This is a genomic window from Pseudomonas sp. Ant30-3, from assembly GCF_000690905.1.
In the GTDB taxonomy this organism is placed as follows: Bacteria; Pseudomonadota; Gammaproteobacteria; order Pseudomonadales; family Pseudomonadaceae; genus Aquipseudomonas.
This window is the reverse complement of sequence record NZ_JMCL01000057.1, coordinates 71,593-91,751: the sequence shown is the minus strand read 5'-3', so window position 1 is coordinate 91,751 and position 20,159 is coordinate 71,593. Positions and strand designations below refer to the sequence as shown.

General features: G+C 59.8%; 17 protein-coding genes and 6 pseudogenes. 14 read left to right on the top strand and 9 right to left on the bottom strand.

Going from position 1 to position 20,159, the window contains the following annotated elements:
- The 9 genes and pseudogenes from xylJ to DU29_RS1000000133310 form a co-directional block, all read left to right on the top strand.
- Positions 1–242 (top strand): annotated as a pseudogene (gene xylJ / locus DU29_RS0114910) (2-hydroxypent-2,4-dienoate hydratase); the annotation flags it as partial.
- Positions 243–256: 14 nt separating this feature from the next.
- Positions 257–1,195: an acetaldehyde dehydrogenase (acetylating) gene (locus tag DU29_RS0114905; protein WP_004574816.1), complete on the top strand. Its 939-nt coding sequence runs from the start codon at positions 257–259 to the stop codon at positions 1,193–1,195.
- A 10-nt stretch (positions 1,196–1,205) separates the two neighbouring features.
- Positions 1,206–2,243 (top strand): 4-hydroxy-2-oxovalerate aldolase, encoded by a 1,038-nt coding sequence (gene dmpG, locus DU29_RS0114900; protein ID WP_004574815.1) that lies wholly within the window; start codon positions 1,206–1,208, stop codon positions 2,241–2,243.
- Complete coding sequence (gene dmpH / locus DU29_RS0114895; RefSeq protein WP_004574814.1) at positions 2,240–3,034, top strand: 2-oxo-3-hexenedioate decarboxylase; 795 nt, start codon at positions 2,240–2,242, stop codon at positions 3,032–3,034. The genes dmpG and dmpH overlap by 4 nt, the downstream gene beginning before the upstream one ends.
- 49 nt (positions 3,035–3,083) lie before the next feature.
- Positions 3,084–3,275 (top strand): 2-hydroxymuconate tautomerase, encoded by a 192-nt coding sequence (locus tag DU29_RS0114890; protein WP_003454301.1) that lies wholly within the window; start codon positions 3,084–3,086, stop codon positions 3,273–3,275.
- Between the two features lie 271 nt (positions 3,276–3,546).
- A pseudogene (locus DU29_RS1000000131550) lies at positions 3,547–3,954 on the top strand (OprD family outer membrane porin); the annotation flags it as partial.
- Positions 3,945–4,235: pseudogene (locus DU29_RS0114875) on the top strand (transposase); the annotation flags it as partial. The pseudogenes DU29_RS1000000131550 and DU29_RS0114875, both read left to right, overlap by 10 nt.
- A 186-nt stretch (positions 4,236–4,421) precedes the next feature.
- Positions 4,422–5,672 (top strand): benzoate/H(+) symporter BenE family transporter, encoded by a 1,251-nt coding sequence (locus tag DU29_RS0114870; protein WP_004574812.1) that lies wholly within the window; start codon positions 4,422–4,424, stop codon positions 5,670–5,672.
- Positions 5,673–6,020: 348 nt separating this feature from the next.
- Positions 6,021–6,576: pseudogene (locus DU29_RS1000000133310) on the top strand (IS66 family transposase); the annotation flags it as partial.
- A gap of 61 nt (positions 6,577–6,637) precedes the next feature.
- Here DU29_RS1000000133310 and DU29_RS01000000130000 read toward each other — a convergent pair.
- Positions 6,638–7,408: pseudogene (locus tag DU29_RS01000000130000) on the bottom strand (AraC family transcriptional regulator); the annotation flags it as partial.
- Positions 7,409–7,483: 75 nt separating this feature from the next.
- Positions 7,484–8,029 carry a recombinase family protein gene (locus tag DU29_RS0114850; RefSeq protein WP_004574810.1) on the bottom strand — a complete coding sequence of 182 codons (546 nt, stop codon included), beginning with the start codon at positions 8,027–8,029 and terminating at the stop codon, positions 7,484–7,486.
- A 122-nt stretch (positions 8,030–8,151) separates the two neighbouring features.
- Here DU29_RS0114850 and DU29_RS01000000129995 point away from each other — a divergent pair.
- Positions 8,152–10,164 (top strand): annotated as a pseudogene (locus DU29_RS01000000129995) (Tn3 family transposase); the annotation flags it as partial.
- A 6-nt stretch (positions 10,165–10,170) separates the two neighbouring features.
- Here the strand turns inward: DU29_RS01000000129995 and DU29_RS0114840 are convergent.
- Positions 10,171–11,100 (bottom strand): recombinase family protein, encoded by a 930-nt coding sequence (locus tag DU29_RS0114840; protein WP_003150544.1) that lies wholly within the window; start codon positions 11,098–11,100, stop codon positions 10,171–10,173.
- Positions 11,101–11,301: 201 nt separating this feature from the next.
- Between DU29_RS0114840 and DU29_RS0114835 the strand changes: the two genes are divergently transcribed.
- From DU29_RS0114835 to DU29_RS0114825, 3 genes are read left to right on the top strand one after another with little or no spacing between them, the layout of a single operon-like run.
- On the top strand, positions 11,302–11,541 hold the full coding sequence (locus DU29_RS0114835; protein ID WP_003089107.1) for a ribbon-helix-helix domain-containing protein: 240 nt from the start codon (positions 11,302–11,304) through the stop codon (positions 11,539–11,541).
- Complete coding sequence (locus DU29_RS0114830) at positions 11,541–11,951, top strand: putative toxin-antitoxin system toxin component, PIN family (protein WP_003150546.1); 411 nt, start codon at positions 11,541–11,543, stop codon at positions 11,949–11,951. The genes DU29_RS0114835 and DU29_RS0114830 overlap by 1 nt, the downstream gene beginning before the upstream one ends.
- Positions 11,952–11,954: 3 nt before the next feature.
- Positions 11,955–14,948, top strand: a complete 2,994-nt coding sequence (locus tag DU29_RS0114825) for a Tn3 family transposase (protein WP_003299771.1) — start codon at positions 11,955–11,957, stop codon at positions 14,946–14,948.
- Positions 14,949–14,960: 12 nt separating this feature from the next.
- Here the strand turns inward: DU29_RS0114825 and DU29_RS0114820 are convergent, their stop codons facing one another.
- The 3 genes from DU29_RS0114820 to DU29_RS0114810 are packed head-to-tail and all read right to left on the bottom strand — an operon-like array spanning position 14,961 to position 15,819.
- Positions 14,961–15,173 carry a GDCCVxC domain-containing (seleno)protein gene (locus DU29_RS0114820; RefSeq protein ID WP_003089113.1) on the bottom strand — a complete coding sequence of 71 codons (213 nt, stop codon included), beginning with the start codon at positions 15,171–15,173 and terminating at the stop codon, positions 14,961–14,963.
- 7 nt (positions 15,174–15,180) lie between these two features.
- On the bottom strand, positions 15,181–15,456 hold the full coding sequence (gene merP, locus DU29_RS0114815; protein ID WP_003150552.1) for a mercury resistance system periplasmic binding protein MerP: 276 nt from the start codon (positions 15,454–15,456) through the stop codon (positions 15,181–15,183).
- Positions 15,457–15,468: 12 nt separating this feature from the next.
- A complete protein-coding gene (locus tag DU29_RS0114810; RefSeq protein WP_003089115.1) occupies positions 15,469–15,819 on the bottom strand; it encodes a mercuric transporter MerT family protein in 351 nt (116 codons plus the stop codon).
- A 74-nt stretch (positions 15,820–15,893) separates the two neighbouring features.
- Between DU29_RS0114810 and merR the strand changes: the two genes are divergently transcribed.
- Positions 15,894–16,292: an Hg(II)-responsive transcriptional regulator gene (merR, locus tag DU29_RS0114805; protein WP_003089120.1), complete on the top strand. Its 399-nt coding sequence runs from the start codon at positions 15,894–15,896 to the stop codon at positions 16,290–16,292.
- Between the two features lie 408 nt (positions 16,293–16,700).
- Here merR and DU29_RS0114800 read toward each other — a convergent pair whose 3' ends face one another.
- The 3 genes from DU29_RS0114800 to DU29_RS0114790 form a co-directional block, all read right to left on the bottom strand.
- The gene (locus tag DU29_RS0114800; RefSeq protein WP_003463565.1) at positions 16,701–17,621 is read right to left on the bottom strand and encodes a cation diffusion facilitator family transporter; all 921 of its coding nucleotides are present in this window, start codon (positions 17,619–17,621) and stop codon (positions 16,701–16,703) included.
- Between the two features lie 70 nt (positions 17,622–17,691).
- Positions 17,692–18,720: an IS30 family transposase gene (locus tag DU29_RS0114795; RefSeq protein WP_019818564.1), complete on the bottom strand. Its 1,029-nt coding sequence runs from the start codon at positions 18,718–18,720 to the stop codon at positions 17,692–17,694.
- A 37-nt stretch (positions 18,721–18,757) separates the two neighbouring features.
- A complete protein-coding gene (locus DU29_RS0114790) occupies positions 18,758–20,149 on the bottom strand; it encodes an IS4 family transposase (protein WP_023118183.1) in 1,392 nt (463 codons plus the stop codon).
- Positions 20,150–20,159 lie beyond the last annotated feature (10 nt).

The following is a 20,159-nucleotide window of genomic DNA, read 5'->3' as shown; positions in this document are numbered from 1 at the left end:
GCGGCATGCTGGTGGAAAAGAACGGCCAGCTGCTCTCGACCGGTGCCGGCGCCGCGGCGCTCGGCTCGCCGGTCAACTGCGTGGCCTGGCTGGCCAACACCCTCGGCCGGTTCGGCATCGGCCTGAAGGCCGGCGAGGTGATCCTGTCCGGCTCGCTGGTTCCGCTGGAGCCGGTCAAGGCAGGCGATTTCATGCGCGTCGAGATCGGCGGCATCGGCAGCGCCAGCGTGCGCTTCATCTGATCGAGGACAGCCTGATGAGCAAGAAACTCAAAGTAGCGATCATCGGCCCGGGCAACATCGGTACGGATCTGATGATCAAGGTGATGCGCAACGCAGAGCATCTGGAAATGGGCGCGATGGTGGGCATCGACCCGGCCTCCGATGGCCTGGCCCGCGCCCAGCGCATGGGTGTGGCGACCACCCACGAAGGTGTCGAAGGATTGATCAACCTGCCCGAATTCGCCGACATCGATTTCGTCTTCGATGCCACCAGCGCCTCTGCCCACGTACGGAACGATGCCTTGCTGCGTCGTGCCAAACCCGGCATCCGCTTGATCGACCTGACCCCGGCGGCCATCGGCCCCTACTGCGTGCCAGTGGTGAATCTGGAAGAGCACCTCGCCAAGCTCAACGTCAACATGGTGACCTGCGGCGGCCAGGCCACCATCCCGATGGTGGCCGCGGTGTCGCGCGTGGCCAAGGTCCATTACGCCGAGATCGTCGCCTCCATCGCCAGCAAATCCGCCGGCCCCGGGACCCGCGCCAACATCGACGAGTTCACCGAGACTACCAGCAAGGCCATCGAAGTGATCGGCGGCGCCGCCAAGGGCAAGGCGATCATCATCATGAACCCGGCCGAGCCGCCGTTGATCATGCGTGACACGGTGTTCGTGCTGTCCGAGGCCGTCGACCAGGCACAGGTCGAGGCCAGCATCGAGGAGATGGCCAGCGCCGTGCAGGCCTACGTGCCGGGCTACCGCCTCAAGCAGAAGGTGCAGTTCGACATGATTCCCGCATCCGCGCCGCTGCATATCCCTGGGCTCGGCACATTCAGTGGCCTGAAAACCTCGATCTATCTCGAAGTCGAAGGTGCCGCCCACTACTTGCCGGCCTACGCCGGCAACCTCGACATCATGACCTCCGCCGCGCTGGCTACCGCCGAACGCATGGCGCAGTCGCTGCTGAACGCATGAGGACCGAGCCATGACCTTCAACCCCGGCAAGAAACTCTATATCTCCGACGTGACCCTGCGCGACGGCAGCCATGCGATCCGCCACCAGTATTCGATCCAGAACGTCCAGGACATCGCCCGCGCGCTGGACAAGGCCCGCGTCGACTCCATCGAGGTGACCCACGGCGATGGCCTGCAGGGTTCCAGCTTCAACTACGGTTTCGGTGCGCACAGCGACCTGGAGTGGATCGAGGCCGCCGCCGATGTGATCCAGCACGCCCGGATCACCGTGCTGCTGCTACCTGGCATCGGCACCGTGCATGACCTGAAAGCCGCCTATGACGCCGGCGCCCGCTCGGTGCGCGTGGCCACCCACTGCACCGAGGCGGATGTCTCGCGACAGCACATCGAGTATGCCCGTGAACTGGGCATGGACACCGTCGGCTTCCTGATGATGAGCCACATGATCCCTGCCGAACAGCTGGCGGCGCAGGGCAAGCTGATGGAAAGCTACGGCGCACAGTGCATCTACATGGCCGACTCCGGCGGCGCGATGAACATGAACGACATCCGCGACCGCATGCGCGCCTTCAAGGCGGCGCTGAACCCGGAAACCCAGACCGGCATGCACGCCCACCACAACCTCAGTCTCGGCGTGGCCAACTCCATCATCGCGGTGGAGGAGGGCTGCGATCGCATCGACGCCTCGCTGGCAGGCATGGGCGCCGGCGCCGGCAACGCGCCGCTGGAAGTATTCATCGCCGCGGCCGAGCGCATGGGCTGGAACCACGGCACCGACCTGTACGCACTGATGGACGCCGCCGACGATATCGTCCGGCCGTTGCAGGACCGTCCGGTGAGGGTCGATCGCGAAACCCTCGGCCTGGGTTATGCCGGGGTCTACTCCAGCTTCCTGCGCCACGCCGAGGTGGCAGCCGCGAAGTATGGACTGAAGACGCTCGACATCCTCGTAGAACTGGGCAGGCGCCGCATGGTCGGCGGCCAGGAAGACATGATCGTCGACGTCGCGCTCGACCTGCTGGCAACTCGCAAGGAGCAACATGCATGAACCGTACATTGACCCGCGAACAGGTGCTGGCCCTGGCCGAGCACGTGGAAAACGCCGAACTGCAGGCCCACGACATCCACAAGGTCACCAACGACTATCCGCAGATGACCTTCGCTGACGCCTACGACATCCAGTGGGAGATTCGCCGGCGCAAGGAAGCGCGCGGCAACCGGACCGTCGGCCTGAAGATGGGCCTGACCTCCTGGGCGAAGATGGCGCAGATGGGCGTGGAAACGCCCATCTATGGCTTCCTGGCCGACTACTTCAGCGTGCCGGACGGCGGCACCGTGGATTGCTCGAAGCTGATCCACCCGAAGATCGAGGCGGAAATCTCGGTGGTCACCAAGGCGCCGCTGACAGGCCCGGGCTGCCATATCGGCGACGTCATCGCGGCGGTCGACTACGTGATCCCGACCGTCGAGGTGATCGATTCGCGCTACGAGAACTTCAAGTTCGACCTGATTAGCGTGGTGGCGGACAACGCTTCCTCGACGCGCTTCATCACCGGCGGCCGCATGGCCAGCCTCGAGGAGGTCGACCTGCGCACCCTCGGCGTGGTGATGGAGAAGAACGGCGAGGTGGTGGAGCTCGGCGCCGGTGCCGCGGTGCTCGGTCATCCCCTGTCCAGCGTGGCGATGCTCGCCAACCTGCTGGCAGAGCGCGGCGAACACATACCGGCCGGCACCTTCATCATGACCGGTGGCATCACGGCTGCGGTATCGGTGGAGCCGGGCGACAACATCACCGTGCGCTATCAGGGGCTTGGCAGCGTCTCCGCGCGCTTCATCTGAGCCATTCGGCCGCCCTGCCCGGGCGGCCTTCTTATTCAGGAGGCACAACATGCCCATTGCCCAGATCCACATTCTTGAAGGCCGCAACGACGAGCAGAAGGAAACCCTCATCCGTGAGGTCAGCGAGGCCATATCGCGCTCCCTGGATGCGCCGCTGACCAGCGTGCGAGTGATTATCACGGAGATGGCCAAGGGCCACTTCGGTATCGGCGGCGAACTGGCCAGCAAGGTCAGACGCTGAAGTGGAGATGCCCAAGGGCACTTCGGGTCGAGGAACCAGACCTGCATTGGGACGCGGCCACAAAGAGCGCGGGCAAGTGACTGCCTGTTATTTTAAGCATGCCTGAAGCGAGGAAAAGTGCAGAGCGGCTGGTCCGTTTGTTACGCCGAGTTGCCTGTCTGGGTAGCGAGGTGGTTTCAAGGCCGCCCACTTGCGGTACGGAGAATTGTGGGCGGGAAATATGTGGCATATATATGCTTTCCAAAAAACAATAAAAAAGAGCGAGTCAAAAATGAAGCAATATCCGAACCTAACCCGTCTGCTGGTGTGTGTGAGCGCCAGTCTGCCGCTCAGTACCCTAGCCGCTGAAGGCGGTTTCATCGAAGACACCACGGCGACGCTGCAAGCGCGCAACTATTATTTCAGTCGGGATTTCTCGGACATTGAGGGCCCCAACCAGCAGTCCAAGGCCGAAGAGTGGGCGCAGGGCTTCATTCTCAGAGTGAATTCTGGCTACACCCAGGGCACAGTCGGTTTCGGCGTCGACCTGCTGTGAATGCTGGGCATTAAACTCGACAGTAGCCGCGAGAGGGTGAATACCGGCTTGCTACCCCTGGATAGCGGCGAGGCGGTCGATGACTTCAGCCGCCTTGGAGCGGCGCTAAAGGTGCGCCTGTCGCAGACCGAACTGAAGGCCGGGAGGTGATCTGGCAGATTGCGGCCCGCCGCAGTATGTACAAGAAGCTGAGTAAGCGCAGTGCGCTGTACAAAGCCAAGCGCAAGATCGAGAAATCCAAGGCCCAAGTGCGCGCCAAAGTCGAGCACCCGTTCCGGGTGATCAAGCGCCAATTCGGCTACGTGAAGACACGCTTCCGTGGCCTGGCGAAGAACACCGCGCAGTTGGTGACACTGTTCGCGCTGTCGAACCTGTGGATGGCGCGCCGACATTTGCTGACGAATGCAGGAGAGGTGCGTCTGTAATGCGGGAAATGGCCGGCGCGAGGTGCTCGCGCCGGCTATAAATCCGGAAAGAGGGGATGATTTGATCGTTTTTTAGCCGAATCACCGTTTTGAAATCGGCAAGGGCTGGAGTCAGCCAGAAATACCTGACTACTTCAGACCATCCCTAGGCTTTTCCGGGAGGTTCTTACTGACGGAGGAAAGACTTTGCAAACAGAGGAAAGGAATACCGCGGGTAGTGCTGAAGAAGCCAGGTCGAATCGCCTCGATAGTCACGCTCTTAGCAACGGCATCACTGCCTTTCTTTTCGGGGTGACGGGTCCCTTGGCTATCCTTATCATGGTGGGCCGTGATGGAGGTCTGAGCGATGTAGATCTCGCCTCCTGGATCTTCGGTGCCTACGGTCTCAGTGGGGTGCTGAGCCTGTACTTTTGCTGGCGATACCGGCAGCCGCTAGGGATGGCCTGGACGATCCCGGGCGCGCTGCTGCTGCCGTCGGCGCTCGACCACCTGAGCTTTGCGGAAGTCATTGGGGCCTACTGGGTAACTGCTCTACTCATCACATTACTCGGCTGGAGCGGGCTCATTAACTGTGTGATGCGCCGCATTCCAATACCCATCGTCATGGGCATGGTCGCCGGCGTTTTCCTGCCGCTGGGAGTTAAAGTTGTCACCGCGTTTACCAGTAACGCGCTGCTCGCCACCGTAAGCCTCGGAGTATTCATGCTCTTCTCCGTCTTGCCAGCGCTAGGGAGCCGACTGCCGCCGGTGCTGGCCGCGCTGCTCGCCGGTGGCGCGGTAGCTTGGACTACGGGCGGCATCGCGCCACTGGGCGTGGTGCCAACGCTCCTAGCGCGTCCTATTATGTACATGCCAGAGTTCTCGCTGCAGGCTCTGGTAGAGATGGTCATTCCGCTCATGATAACTGTGCTGGGCATTCAGAACGCACAGGGCTTTGCGGTACTGCAGCAGGTCGATCACCCACCGCCTGTGAAGGCCGTTACGGTGGGGTCCGGGCTGGGCTCGATGCTGTTCGCGGTGGTCGGTTCGGTGCCCGCCTGTCTTACCGGGCCGACCAACGCGATTCTCGTCTCCAGCGGCGCGCAGCATCGGCAGTGGATCGGCGGCATGGTCTTCGCTGTCTTAATGATTATTTTTGGCCTTTTTGCACCGGTCGCAACAGCCGTTGCGTTGGCGGTGCCGCTGGCCTTGATTGGGCTAATCGGCGGACTGGCCATGATCCGGGCGTTGCAGGGCGCTTTCCAAGGCGCCTTTTGCGGCGAGTGTCCGCTTGGTGCTCTGGTCGCCTTTGTGGTGTCGGTGGCCGGTGTACCAATTCTGAATATAGGCGCTCCGTTTTGGGGTCTCGTGTTCGCATTCATCGCGTCTTGGCTACTCGAGCGTGACAGCCTGCGTAGGGTAATGGTGCCTAAGGAAACTCTGAAAAAGACTTCCTGATTTTGTCAGAATATCCTGATGTCAACCGCCGAGTTGTCTGATGAGGCAGATGAGCCGGTTGCCGAAACGCGTTTCTTCAATTGCCACGCGGCGCCGGGGAACCTGATACGTCTTGGTGGTTTTCGTTCGGCGGTCTGCCGTCTAGCTAGGACGGCAAGCTTTCAAATATCAATGGTCATGTTAAGGGCGCCTCGTTGACCTCTACTACATACCTAAACCCGGAAACGCACATCGTTATCCTGAGGATCTCTTTGCGTCACATACCCCGAGGCAGGAGCCCTATGCGGTTATCCCGCACGTACGGATCTGAGCGGAGGGCGGCAGGTAACTGCCGTCCCTACCACGACCGATGAAACCCCGGTGCAAATGCTTGCGCCCGGCATGAAGAAGACGCAGCGGGTTTACGTGTGGCCTATGCTGCCAGCGCGTTCGCCGAGCTGCGCGCCATAGTCTATGACTTCAGTCCCAGCCGAGCCGGCGAGCATGCCCGTGCCTTCCTCGGTGACTGGAGAGGCCAGCTGGTCTGTGATGACTTCGCCGCCTACAAGTTCTGCTTCGAGCAGGGGAAGGCGTGACCAAAATCGGCTGTATGGCCCGCGGCCCACGCCCGGCGCGAGTTCTACAGCCTGCACGTGGCCAACCAGAGCCCGCTGGCCGGACAGGCCCTGCACCAATATCGGTCAGCTGTACGCCATCGAGCGCGAGGTGCGTGACTGCCGCCTGACGAGCGACGCGAATACGCCACGCACAGGCCAGACCTCTCGACGATACCCTGCACACCTGGATGCTCGCCCAGCGCGAGCGCATCCATGAAGGCACGGCCATCTCCAAGGCGCTTGACCACAGCCTCAAGCGCTGGACGGCCCTGGTGCGCTGTCTCGACAACGGCAGGGAGGTGATCGATGGTTTTTAAAAAAATCTGATGCTCTACCTGACGGCGGGGCTCAAGTCCGACAAGCAGCCAGTCAAAAGAGCGAGGACAGGCTAGACTCCCTTGAATCGATGCACTTCATCTTGTGTAGACTCAGGGTGTCGGAAGGCAGCTCGCCGAATGTGCTCCTGTATTTCTCGGCGAAACGTCCCAGATGTAAGAAGCCGTAGTCTAGGGCCACCTCAGTGATACTACGTATATTGGTAGTGGGATTGCTCAAGCAGGCACGGACGCACTCAAGCTTGCGGTTGCGAATGTAATTCATGGGCGTGGTGCCGGTATGCTTCTCGAACATGGTGTAGAGGGAGCGTGGGCTCATCAGCGCCAGCTCCGCTAACTGCTCAAGGCTGATACTCCGTTTGACATTTTCCTCAATGAACTGAACGACTCGCTCGAAACATGGGTTGCCTTCGACGAAGCCTTTGCGGCTGACATTGCTGCTGAGCGTCTCGAGCAGCTTGGTAGCGATGATCTTCGTGTAGTGCTCCGCCACCAAGGTCATCGACATGTTATGTTCCGCTTCGTCACAAACCAGTCCGATTAGATTGATGAAGCCATTAAGCTGCTGCAGGCTATGTCGGGGGGGGAAACGGATACCTCCACTCGGCTTCTGCCAATTGAGCTCATTGCATGCGCTATCAATGATAACCGAGGGCAATTTGACAATGAATTTCTCGCACTCCTCCGAATAAGTCAGCTCCGCGCGGTCATCCGGGTTGATCACCAATAGTTCGCCTGGCGCAAAATAGTGCTCCAAGCCATTGCCACGCCAAAGGCAATGACCCTTGAGCAATAGCTGCAGGTGGGGGCGCCTCAGAAAAGGGATTTTAAAGTACGCTAAGCATGGGCGGGGCTGACAGCACGCGTCTGTCAGATGAACTTATGATGCCAGCACTTTGTAGACCGTCGAGCGACCAATCTTCAGTCGTTTGGCAATTTCCATCGCACTGATACCCTGACCGTGGAGCGTGAATACCTCGGCTTTGTCCACCGTAGGTTTGCGGCCAAACTTCACGCCCTTGGCCTTTGCTTCCAAACGACCTTCGTTGGTCCGTTCCAGTATCCGCAGGCGTTCGGCCTGAGCCACGGCTGACAGGATGGTCACCACCATTTTGCCCATGGTTCCCTCTGTGCTGATGCCGTCATCCAAAAATCGGATGGCCACGCCCATGTCGTCGAACTCCTTAATGAGCTGGATCATGTCCGCGGTATCGCGACCGAGCCGGTCGAGTTTTTTTACCAGGACCACATCACCTTCTTCGACCTTGAGCCGGAGCATCCTTAGGCCTTCGCGGTTCACGTGACTGCCAGATACCTTGTCGGTAAAAATTCGGGTTGCTCTGACGTTTTCAGCCTTGAGCGCCTTTATCTGTACATCAAGGGACTGTTGACTGGTGGAGACGCGGGCATAACCAAAAAGTCGCATGGCAAAATGTCTCATAAGTCGATTTTTAGATCTTCCGTCTATGAAGTAGCGATAAACGAATTAATAGACGTCTTGGGAGGATCACTTTACCGTGTCCACAAACTTATGAGAAAGGAGACTGTATGCCACGTCGTTCGATTCTTTCCGTCGCCGAGCGGGAAAGCTTACTGGCGTTGCCAGACTCCAAAGATGACCTGATTCGTCACTACTCTTTCAGCGACGCCGATCTGACCCTCATTAGTCAACGGCGCGGGTCTGCGAATCGGCTGGGCTTCGCTGTACAACTCTGTTACATGCGCTATCCCGGCGTAACGCTTGCGGTGGATGAAGAACCATTCGCGCCATTGCTGCGTTTGGTGGCCACGCAGTTGAAGGTGCCGCCTGAAGCATGGGCGGATTATGGGCAACGCGCCGAGACGCGTCGCGAGCACCTATTGGAATTACAAGCGCTTTTTGACTTTAAGCCATTCACAACACGGCATTATCGTCCCTGTGTTCATAGCCTGGATGAATTGGCATGGCAGTCCGATAAAGGCTTCGTGTTAGCGACGGAATTGGTCAAAGGGTTACGACAAAAAAACATACTGCTTCCATCACTAAGCGTCATCGAGCGCATTTGTGCTGAGGCAATCACCCGTGCCAACCGGCGCATTTACGAAACCTTGTCCGAGCCTCTTTCGAATACACATCTCGGTTGCCTCGACGGCCTGCTCAAGCGCCGAGATAAAGGCCAGACCACCTGGTTGGCCTGGCTTCGCCAGTCGCCGGTTAAACCGAACTCGCGGCACATGCTTGAACATATCGAACGCCTAAAAGCATGGCAGGCTCTTGATCTGCCTGCAGGCATTGAGCGGCTGGTTCACCAAAACCGCCTGCTCAAAATCGCCCGTGAAGGTGGCCAAATGACACCCGCTGACTTGGCTAAGTTCGAGCCGCAGCGGCGCTACGCCACCCTTGTGGCGCTGGTCATCGAGGGTATGGCCACCGTCACCGACGAAATCATCGATCTGCACGATCGTATCTTGGGCAAGCTGTTTAACGCAGCCAAGAATAAACACCAGAAACAGTTCCAGGCATCCGGCAAAGCGATCAACGCCAAGGTGCGCCTTTATGGACGCATCGGCCAAGTCCTACTGGATGCCAAGCAAAACGGTGGAGATCCGTTTGCCGCCATCGAAGCTGTCATGTCCTGGGATGCTTTTGCCAAGAGCGTCACCGAAGCGCAAAAGCTCGCGCAGCCCGAAGACTTCGATTTCCTGCATCACATTGGTGATAGCTACACCACGCTGCGCCGCTATGCGCCGCAATTTCTCGACGTACTCAAACTGCGGGCTGCGCCCGCGGCCAAGGACGTGTTCGATGGTATTGAGGTGTTGCGCGCAATGAACATCAACAACGCCCGCAAGGTTCCCGTTGATGCCCCGACCAGCTTCATCAAGAAACGCTGGAAGAAACTGGTGATAACTGACGTCGGTATCGACCGACGCTATTACGAGTTGTGCGCGCTGTCGGAACTGAAGAACGCGCTACGTTCCGGCGATATCTGGGTGCAGGGATCGCGTCAATTCAAGGATTTTGAGGACTACCTGGTACCACCCGAAAAATTCGCCCGTCTCAAGCAGACCAGTGAATTACCACTGGCCGTGGCCACCGACTGCGACAAGTACCTGCATGACCGTCTGACTCTGCTGGAAGCGCAGCTTGCCATCGTCAACCGTATGGCGTTAGCCAACGATCTTCCGGATGCCATCATCACCGAGTCTGGCTTGAAGATCACTCCGCTGGATGCGGCAGTACCAGAGACCGCGCAAGCGCTGATTGACCAAACTGCGATGGCGCTGCCGCACATCAAGATCACCGAATTGTTGTTGGAGGTGGACGAGTGGACGGGGTTCACCCGGCACTTCGCGCACCTGAAATCGGGCGACGAAGCCAAAGACAAGTACCTACTGCTGTCCACCCTCTTGGCCGATGCGATCAATCTGGGCCTGACCAAGATGGCCGAGTCTTGCCCTGGCACTACCTACGCCAAACTGTCCTGGCTGCAAGCCTGGCATATCCGTGACGAAACCTATTCGACAGCACTGGCGGAGCTGGTAAAGGGGTTTGGGGAGCAATGGAACCAAAAACCAACGTAAGCCCTACCAACGCTTTTCGGTGTCTTCTTCCCAGGCGCCCATCTCGACAAAACAGTTGCGCATGTCGGCCTCCTGGCTGATCTCGGTCAGCAGGTCATGCACGCTCTTGTCCAGCTCATCGTCGCTCCGATACGGAATGGTCAACTCATAGTGGCCGGCATCCAGCCGCTTCATGCCATAGGGCTCCAGGCAGTAGCGCTCAATGTTCTCCGTGGCCCGCTTCCGGCCGCGCACGAACTTGCTGTTATTCACCACCGCGAGGCGCAGGGTGACGGTGGCCACCCGCTCGGCGGCGGGCGGCTCTGCCGGCGACGCGGCCGAAGGCTGCTGGTCGCGTGACCTGGCGCTCTTCTGGTACGCGCCGATCTCGACACCACGGTGGCGCAGGTAGCTGTACAGCGTGCTCTTGGAGATGTGCAGCTTCTCGCCGATCGCGCTGACGCTCAGGCGACCTTCGCGGTAGAGGGTTTCGGCCGCCATGGCGGTGGCCTCAGCCTTGGCTGGCAGGCCCTTGGGACGGCCACCGATCCGGCCACGCGCCCGTGCGGCCGACAGACCCGCCTGAGTCCGCTCGCGGATCAGCTCGCGCTCGAACTCCGCCAGCGAGGCGAACAGGTTGAACACCAGGCGGCCTTGGGCGTGGGTGGTGTCGATGGGGTCATTCAGGCTCTGTAAGCCGACCTTGCGCTCTGCCAGCTCGCCGACCAACTCGACCAGGTGCTTGAGGGAACGCCCAAGGCGATCCAGCTTCCAGATCACCACGGCATCACCCGGCCGCACGTTGGCCAGCAGTTTGTCCAACTCCGGCCGGGCGCTTTTCGCGCCGCTGGCGATGTCTTGGTAGATGCGTTCGCACCCGGCCTGTTTCAGGGCATCGACTTGTAGGTCGGCTTTCTGATCCCGAGTGCTCACTCGCGCATAACCGATCTTCATCAAAAGTACTGTTTACTCGACTACGTTAGTAATAGTTGAACTTTGATTAAGCGTACCAGTTATTTGAACCGTAGCGCGGGGAGCTTAACGAACCGAGCCATTCCTCGATAGAGTTCGGCAAAACCTTCGTTTTGTCGAACCATTGCATCGCCCTTTGTGATTGGCGTATAAACACACAAACACCTATTAGCGGAGAACGCTATGAATACCATTCGCTGGAATGTCGCCGTCTCGGCCGACACCGACCAGTCGCTTCGGATGTTTCTGGCCAGCCAGGGCGGCGGCCGTAAGGGCGACCTGTCGCGCTTCATCGAAGAAGCGGTACGGGCACACATCCTGGAGCTGAGCGCTGAGCAGGCCAAGGCCGCTAACGCCCATCTGAGTGAGGCAGAATTGACCAACGCGGTTGACGAAGCGCTCGACTGGGCACGTAAGCGCTGATGCGGGTCGTGTTGGATACCAACATCCTGTTCAGCGCCCTGATCTCGCCACATGGCGCGCCCGATGCGATCTACCGTGCCTGGCGGGCGGCGCGTTTCGAGGTGGTGACCTCGCGGATGCAACTCGATGAAATTCGTCGAGCCAGCCGCTATCCCAAGCTTCAGGCCATCCTACAGCCCGCCAAGGTGGGCGCCATGATCAATAACCTGCAACGGGCTGTGGTACTGGAGCGCCTGACCATCGAGGTCGAAGCCGATGATCCGGATGACTCGTTTTTGCTGGCCATGGCCTTGGCGGGCGATGCGGACTACCTGGTAACCGGTGATCGCCGCGCCGGCCTGCTGCAACGCGGGCACATCGAACGCACGCGGATCGTCACGCCCGCCGTGTTCTGCGTCGAGGTGCTGTGATCAATGCCGGTCGGTTTTCTGACTCAAGAGCAACGCGACGGTTTTGGCCGCTATGTTGATTCGCCCAGCCGTGAAGAGCTGGAACGTTACTTCCACCTGAGCGATGAAGACCGTGAAGCCATCCAGGTGCTGCGGGGTAACCATAACCGTCTGGGTTATGCCGTTCTGCTGACCACCGTCCGCTTCGTTGGCGTTCTGCCGGACAAGCCCGCCGCCGTGCCGGTGGAAGTCCTGCAGGTGCTTTGCCGACAACTGGCGATTCCAGACCCCGACTGCCTCCAGCGCTATAGCGATCATCGCCGCTGGATACATGCCACCGATATTCAGAACCGCTTTGGCTATCGTCATTTCACCGATCCGGGCATCGGCTTTCGCTTGAGCCGCTGGCTGTATGCCCTCTGCTGGACGGGCACCGACCGGCCGGGAGTGCTGTTTGAGCGAGCCACCTCGTGGCTGTTCACACAGAAAGTCCTCCTGCCTGGTGTGTCTCAACTAGAGCGCTTTATCGCCCAGTTGCGCAGTCGGGTCGAAGAACGCCTCTGGTTTACGCTGGGCCGCAGCGTGACTGAGGAACAGCGATTGCAACTGCAAGACTTGCTGACGGTGGCCGAAGGCAACCGCAGCTCCCGGCTGGATCAATTGCGCTCCGGCCCGGTCATGGTCAGTGGCCCCGCGTTGATTCGGGCACTGCGCCGGCTCGATGACGTGCGCGGCATCGGCATCACCTTGCCGGCGGCGGCGCACATCCCTCCCAGCCGTATCGCCGCCCTGGCCCGCTTCGCCAACACGGCCAAGGTCACCGCGATTAATCGGCTGCCGGCGTCGCGGCGGATGGCGACACTGGTGGCCTTCGCACTCTGCCTGGAGGCGACTGCGCACGACGACGCACTGGAAGTCCTGGAGGCCTTGCTGCGCGACCTGTTCAGCAACGCGGAGAAGGCCGACAAGAAAGCCCGCATGCGCAGCCTGAAAGACCTGGATCGGTCGGCCGCGACGCTCGCCGCCGCGTGCAAGGTCGTGCTGGACAGCTCGATCAGCGATGACAACGTGCGCGCCCGGCTGTTCAACGACCTGCCGAGGACCACCCTGGAAAAGGCCCTGGAAGAGGTCAACGCGCTGATCCGCCCGGTAGATGACGTCTATTTTCTTGCATTGGAAGCGCGCTACCGCAGCGTGCGCCGCTTCCTGCCCGACCTGCTCAAGCACATCCGCTTCGGCTTCAGCCCGGCCGGCAAGGGCGTGGCGGCTAGTCTGGAGTGGCTGCAACTGAACCTGCCGCGCCGGAAGCCAGAGGATGACGCGCCGCAGGAGATCGTGGCCAAGGCTTGGCAGAAGCACATCACCCGCGAAGATGGCTCCCTCGACATGGGTGCCTATGTGTTCTGCACGCTCGATGCGCTGCGCACGGCCCTGCGCCGCCGCGATGTCTTCGTCTCGCCCAGTTGGCGCTATGCCGACCCGCGCCTTGGCCTGCTCGACGGTGCCGAATGGCTGGCGGCGCGACCGATCATCTGCCGGTCACTGGGCCTGACCATCGACGCCAAAACCACCCTGGACGCCTTGTCCGTCGAGCTGGATGCAACCTGGCTGGCAGTAGCCGCGCGCCTGCCCGACAACCCGGCGATTCAACTGAGCGAGAACACCGAGGGCAAGACCGAACTGTCGCTCGGGGCGCTGGACAAGCTGGACGAGCCCTGCTCGTTGCTGCAACTGCGGGCGGCCGTGTCTGACCTGATGCCGCGTGTCGATCTGCCGGAAATCCTCTTGGAAATCGCCGCCCGCACTGGCTTTTCCGAGGCCTTCACCCATGTCTCCGAACGCAATGCACGCGCCGACAACCTGGTCACCAGCCTCTGCGCGGTGCTGTTGGGCGGGGCCTGCAACACCGGCCTGGAGCCCTTGATCCGCACCGACAACCCGGCGCTGCGCCGTGACCGGCTGTCCTGGGTCAGCCAGAATTATATCCGCGACGACACCCTGTCAGCGGCTAACGCCATCCTGGTCGGAGCGCAAAGCCAACTGGAACTGGCCCAAGTCTGGGGTGGCGGCGAGGTCGCCTCCGCCGATGGCATGCGCTTCGTCGTACCGGTGCGCACCGTGCATGCCGGCCCCAATCCGAAGTATTTCGGCACCGGCCGGGGTGTCACCTGGTACAACCTGATTTCCGACCAATTCTCCGGCCTCAACGCCATCACCGTGCCCGGCACGCTGCGCGACAGCCTGGTGTTGCTGGCGGTCGTGCTGGAACAGCAGACCGAGTTGCAGCCGACGCAAATCATGACCGACACCGGGGCCTACAGCGATGTGGTGTTCGGGCTCTTCCGCCTACTTGGCTACCACTTCAGTCCGCGGCTGGCCGATGTCGGCGGTACCCGCTTCTGGCGCACGCGCCCGGACGCGGACTACGGCAAGCTCAACGGGCTGGCCCGCCAGTCGGTCAAACTCGACCTGATCGCCGAGCACTGGGACGACCTGCTGCGCCTGGCCGGCTCGCTCAAACTCGGCCGGGTGCCGGCGACTGGCATCATGCGCACGCTGCAAACGGGAGATAGACCCACCCGGCTGGCCCAGGCGCTGGCCGAATTCGGGCGGATCGAAAAGACTCTGCACACGTTGACCTATATCGACGACGAGTCCAAGCGCCGCGCCACCCTGACCCAGTTGAACCGAGGCGAAGGCCGGCACAGCCTGGCCCGCGCCGTGTTCCACGGCAAACGCGGCGAGCTCCGCCAGCGCTACCGCGAAGGCCAGGAAGACCAGCTCGGTGCTCTGGGCCTGGTGGTGAACATCATCGTGCTGTGGAACACCCTCTACATGACGGCGGCCGTGGAACGGCTCAAGCAGCACGGCTATCCAGTGCTGGAAGAGGATTTGGCCCGGCTATCGCCGCTGATCTACGAGCACATCAACATGCTCGGGCGGTATTCCTTTGCGGTACCGGAAGAAGTTGCGCGCGGCGAGCTGCGGCCACTGCGTAATCCAGACGACGACCTGTGATCCCCCTAAACGCTATGAGCAACACCCAAGCTGCTGCTGGATCGGCGGGCACTTCACCGAGCCGAACGAACAGAAAACGCAGCAATCCCCTGGGTTGGGGCGCAGCAGCGCCTTGCAGTTGCTGCACTCGTAATAGAACTGGCAGGCGTCCGTGGGCATGGTTTCCGGCTTGGCGAAGCCGCAGCGCGGGCAAGTCAGCACGGACTCAAGGACAATGGCGCTCATCGTGACCTCACTTCTGCACTGTGGAGGGGTATCCCGCGTTCGCGGTCGCCTCAGTCAGTGCCTCGGGCTGGGCCTTATCGGGATCGTAGGTGACGGTCGCCGTCTTCTGGTCGAAATTGACCTGGACGTCACTCACGCCGGACACCTTCTCCAGCGACTTCTTGACCGTGATCGGACAGAGTCCGCACGTCATGTTCTGCACGTCGAGCGTGACGGTTTTCGGGGGAGCCGCCAGCGCCACGAAGGGCAAGGCGAAAAGCACGGCGATCAGCAGTTTGCGCATGGTTAATCTCCTTCAGTAGAACAGCGGGGCGAGCCACGGCACGGCCAATAGGCCGAGCAGCAGCACGCTGACGATCCAGAACACGAGTCGCTGTCGCACGAGCGTGCGCGGATCGGCGCAGGGTGTACCTGGCGTACAAACCTGTGGCACCAGGTAGAGCTTGCGGAATGCCAATCCCAGGAACAGTAGAGTCAACCCGATGAAGAGGGGGCGTAGTGGCTCCATCATGGTCAGAGCGCCCACCCACGTACCGCCGACACCGAGTGCCAACAGCACCAGTGGCCCGACACAGCACACCGACGCACCGATGGCGGTCAGCGAACTCGCGACCAGCGAGCCTTTCCCGGTGAGTTGCATCCCCATTCCCATCTCCTGAGCCTGATTGCCTAGGTGCTATTCTAAACTCCGTACCAAAGTACGGAATCAAGGAGAAAGTGATGGCCACAGAGCTGACCATTGGCAAGCTGGCAGACGCCGCCGGGGTGAACGTCGAGACGATCCGCTACTACCAGCGACGCGGGCTGCTGGATGAACCAGCCAAACCCTTGGGTGGCCATCGGCGCTATCCGGTGGACATGGTGAAGCGACTGCGTTTCATCAAGCGGGCTCAGGCGCTGGGTTTCACGCTCTCGGAAGTCGGTGGACTGCTGACGCTGGATGAGTCGTGCGCCTGTGCCGAAACGCGAGCACGGGCTGCACGCAAGCTCGCGTTGATCGAGCAGAAGATGGCCGACTTGGTCGTCATGCAGCAACTGTTAGGCGAACTGGTGCAGCAATGTGATGCGGGAGACGGCGGAACGATCTGCCCGATCATCGAGGCACTGATCAGAGAGTAATGCCTGGCGGGTGAGCTGGAGATCGGAAAGCCCCTTTACGGTGGGATTCAGAGCTTACGTTGGTTTTTGGTTCCATTGCTCCCCAAACCCCTACATGAACCGTTTCCAGATCACACCCGAAGAGTGGGCGCTGGAAGCACTGTTCGGCGAATCATTCGCCCGCTACCGTGCACGAGTCCGCCGCTGGCTCTGAGCGTCGGCGGCGGTAGCGACTGGCGGGGCTTACTCGTCGCGGCAGCCTGCTGAAGGTGCCACGACCTAGCCTGATCTCCTCGTGGCGAGCTACTTTGGCCACATGCCGTTAGCATTTCTAAGGTCAAGGGCATAGCGCCAACGAGTGACGCACGCGAATTCGCTCCGTTGATATCGAGCTAACTGTCAGGTGACAGCGGTAAAAGCAAAGCAGGCTTATGCTTCGCTGCGATGATTGTCGGCCTGCCTGGTGTCGATACAAACACTGCCGTCTAGCTCCATTTCAAGTGTCGAGTGGCTGACTTTGAATTGCTCATGGAGTACTCGTTTTAAATCGGTCTTCACTCGTTCGATATCAGGCAGACTAGCCTTCTTTATGACAACGTGGGCTTCCAATGCAATTGTATGTTCCGCGATTTCCCAAACATGTACGTGGTGAACACTCTCAACATCGTCTACTTGCTCCATGACGTTGATTATATCGGCGATGGAAACTCCTTCTGGTGCGCCCTCCATCAACAAGTGAATGGTTTTAGGCAGCATGCTAAAGCCCTGCCAGAGCACGTAACCAGCAATCATCAATGTCACTACAGTATCCGTCCAGTACCAGCCGTACAAAAGAATCAATGTCCCGGCGACAACAACGCCGACGGAGGCTAGTGCATCCGATACATTATGCAGGAATGCCGCCTTTATATTCATGCTGTCCTTAGACATTGTGTAGGTGAGCAAGGCCGTGGCGATATCTACAATCAAGGCTATTCCCGCCACCACGACCACTGTCCAACCCTCAATAGGCTGAGGGGAATATAACCGACCTATAGCCTCGTAAATAAGGTAGAGACCGATGATAATCAACGAGACCAAGTTGATTAAGGCCGCTATGGTTTCACTGCGTCGGTAGCCGAAGGTTTTAAAAGCATCCGGCGGCCTGCGACCGATCTTACGCGCGATTAGCGCAATAACCAGTGATGCGGCATCGCTCAAATTATGTAGCGCGTCAGCTATAAGCGATAAGCTGCCAGAAAGTATTCCTCCAACAACTTGTGCCAGAGTTAACGCAGCATTAACGCCAATGGCAGCGATTAAACGCTTATCGCCTATGGCTTCGGTGTTATGGTTATGTTCGTGGGCCATTGGTTTTTACCGCTCCTAAAAAATAAAGTAAGACAAGGGTAGGCGGTTGCAGAAGCTGAGTGCAACACGGTTATTGATTTGAAGCTGGAGCATGATGCCGCATAGCCATGGCTTCCTGCATCACCTCGCCCATGACTTCGATCGGGCACTTGAAATCGAAGCGTTTACGGGGGCGCATATTCAGCTCCAAGGCGATGGCATTCAATTGCTCTTGACTGTGTACCGACAAGTCAGTCCCCTTGGGCAGGTACTGGCGGATCAGGCCGTTGATGTTTTCGTTGCTACCGCGCTGCCAGGGGCTGTGCGGGTCGCAGAAGTAAATAGCGACCCCTGTCTGCTGGGTGATTTCAGCATGCCGCGCCATCTCCCGGCCCTGGTCGTAGGTCATGCTCTTGCGCATCGCCAGCGGCATGCTGTTGAGCGCTGCACTGAAGCCCTCCATCGCCGAGGTCGCCGTTGCGTCGTTCATCTTCATCAGCATCAGGTAGCCACTGGTGCGCTCCACCAACGTGCCTACCGACGAGGCGTTGGCCTTACCCTTGATCAGGTCGCCCTCCCAATGCCCCGGCATCAGCCGGTCTTCGATCTCTGGCGGGCGAACATGAATGCTGACCATCTCAGGGATCTGGCCGCGCCGATCCACGCCACCAGAGCGCGGCCGGCGCGTCGTCTTGCCTTGGCGCAGGCAGACGATCAGCTCCTTGCGCAACTCGCCGACCGGCAAGGCATAGATCGCGTTATAGATCGTCTCACGACAGACGTAGGCATCTCTGAGGTTGGGTATGGTCATGCTGCGCAGCTTGCCGGCAATCTGCTCGGGAGACAAACGCTTACGCAGCATGTGGGCCACCAGTTCGAAGCGCTCGCTGCCCGGCACAAGCTTGCGCTTGGGGCGACAAACCTGGCGCCGAATGTTCATCTGTTGCTGGGCGCAGCGGGCCGAGTAAGCACCACTACTGCCTCGATTGCGCTTCAGCTCTCGGCTGATGGTCGAGGGCGACCTGTCAATCAGGCGAGCAATGCCGCGCAGGCTGAAGCCTTGAGCTTGACTGAGTTGAATGATGGCGCGCTCTTCGACGCTGAGTTCGGAATAGGACATAGGGGCAGCACCGTACCGGAAAGGTCAGGTGTTGCACTCAGTTTTCGCGGCCGCCCTTCCTTGGATGTCCATTTTTCCTGATTTCCTTGCGCTCCGCTTGGCGGGCTCGGGTCAGCAATGGATAGGGTTTCTGCCTTCGCTTTACTGCTCTCGGCTCCATTCGGCCTGACCGGCCACCTACGCGTTGTTGGGCAATGAGCATCAGAAGCTGATGGAAGCACTCATCAATATCCGATCCATCAAATTGCCGCCAAGCAAGCCACAGCTGCAGGGTGTGCTTGAAGCTCAGCTGGCGTGGCAGACAGTCCGCGATTGATGCCGATTGCACCATGAGCAGCCGGATCAAGTTGTGCGCCAATAGATAAACCCACAGCTCCTTCACTGCCATGGCGGCCGTTTTGCAGCTCAACATCTCCAATCCCATCGTGGTCTTGAGATTGCGCAGGTCCAGCTCGACGTGCCACCTGTCTTTGAACAGCGCCTTCAAAGCCGCTTTTGGGGTTTCGCGAGCGCAGCCCAGCGTCGTAACCAGGATCTTGTTTCCCGCTTTCAGCTCCCGGACCTCCAACTGATCAGGCGCTTGCTCGTAGCTGGCCTGGCTCATCCAGGCGGGCCGTTTGCGAGGCTTTTCCAGGGTGATTAGGTGATCGCGCGTGCCAAGACGCGTACCTCGCCGGAAGTCAGTACTCCGTCGGCGAGCACCATATTGTTCGAACACGCCATCAATACCTCTGCGCTGCAATTCACAGAGTAAAAAGTAGGTCGCGTAGAAGGCGTCCCCCAGCAAAACATCCCCAGTATTCAAGGTGTCGAGCATCGAACGCAGCAGCGTCTGCTCGTCGCCACCCTTGCCTCTGAAGCGCCCGAGGGCTGCATTCAGCAAGGCTCCGCTGGAAAGGCAGACGATGCCGACCATCCGGCAAATGGGAAAACCAAGCCCAGGCTTTTGCCCTCGCGATTGCGGGTAGGCATCCTGGTTCGCCTGGGTATCGGGCATCACCACTGTCGTGCCGTCTACCAACCGAACGGGGCGCCCCATCCATTGCCCGGATCGGGCGTTGCTGCTGATCAAGTTGCCGGTGTTACGTACCAGACTGGAAACCATCTCCACCGGCAAGCGCTGACGGGCACGGCAGTAGCCGCCGGTGTGTGTACTGCATGGCTTCAACCCTGCTCGTAACTGCTTGACCGCCAACTCATTGACCGCCCTCTGGCAGGACCGATCAGCGCTCAGAGCCTGAGCCATGAACATGGATAGCGTCTCGGTCGGCGGAAACAGACGCTCTCTGTGGTCTGGCAGCAGCGATTCGACCTGGTCAAACAGCTCGGGGCCGGTCAGCAGATTGAAGAACGCATAGGCATCCGCATTGGATGCGAGGTGATGCGTACGGCGCTGTTGAAGGATGGCGGCTTGGCGCCTAGGATTCATCTGGGCTGCT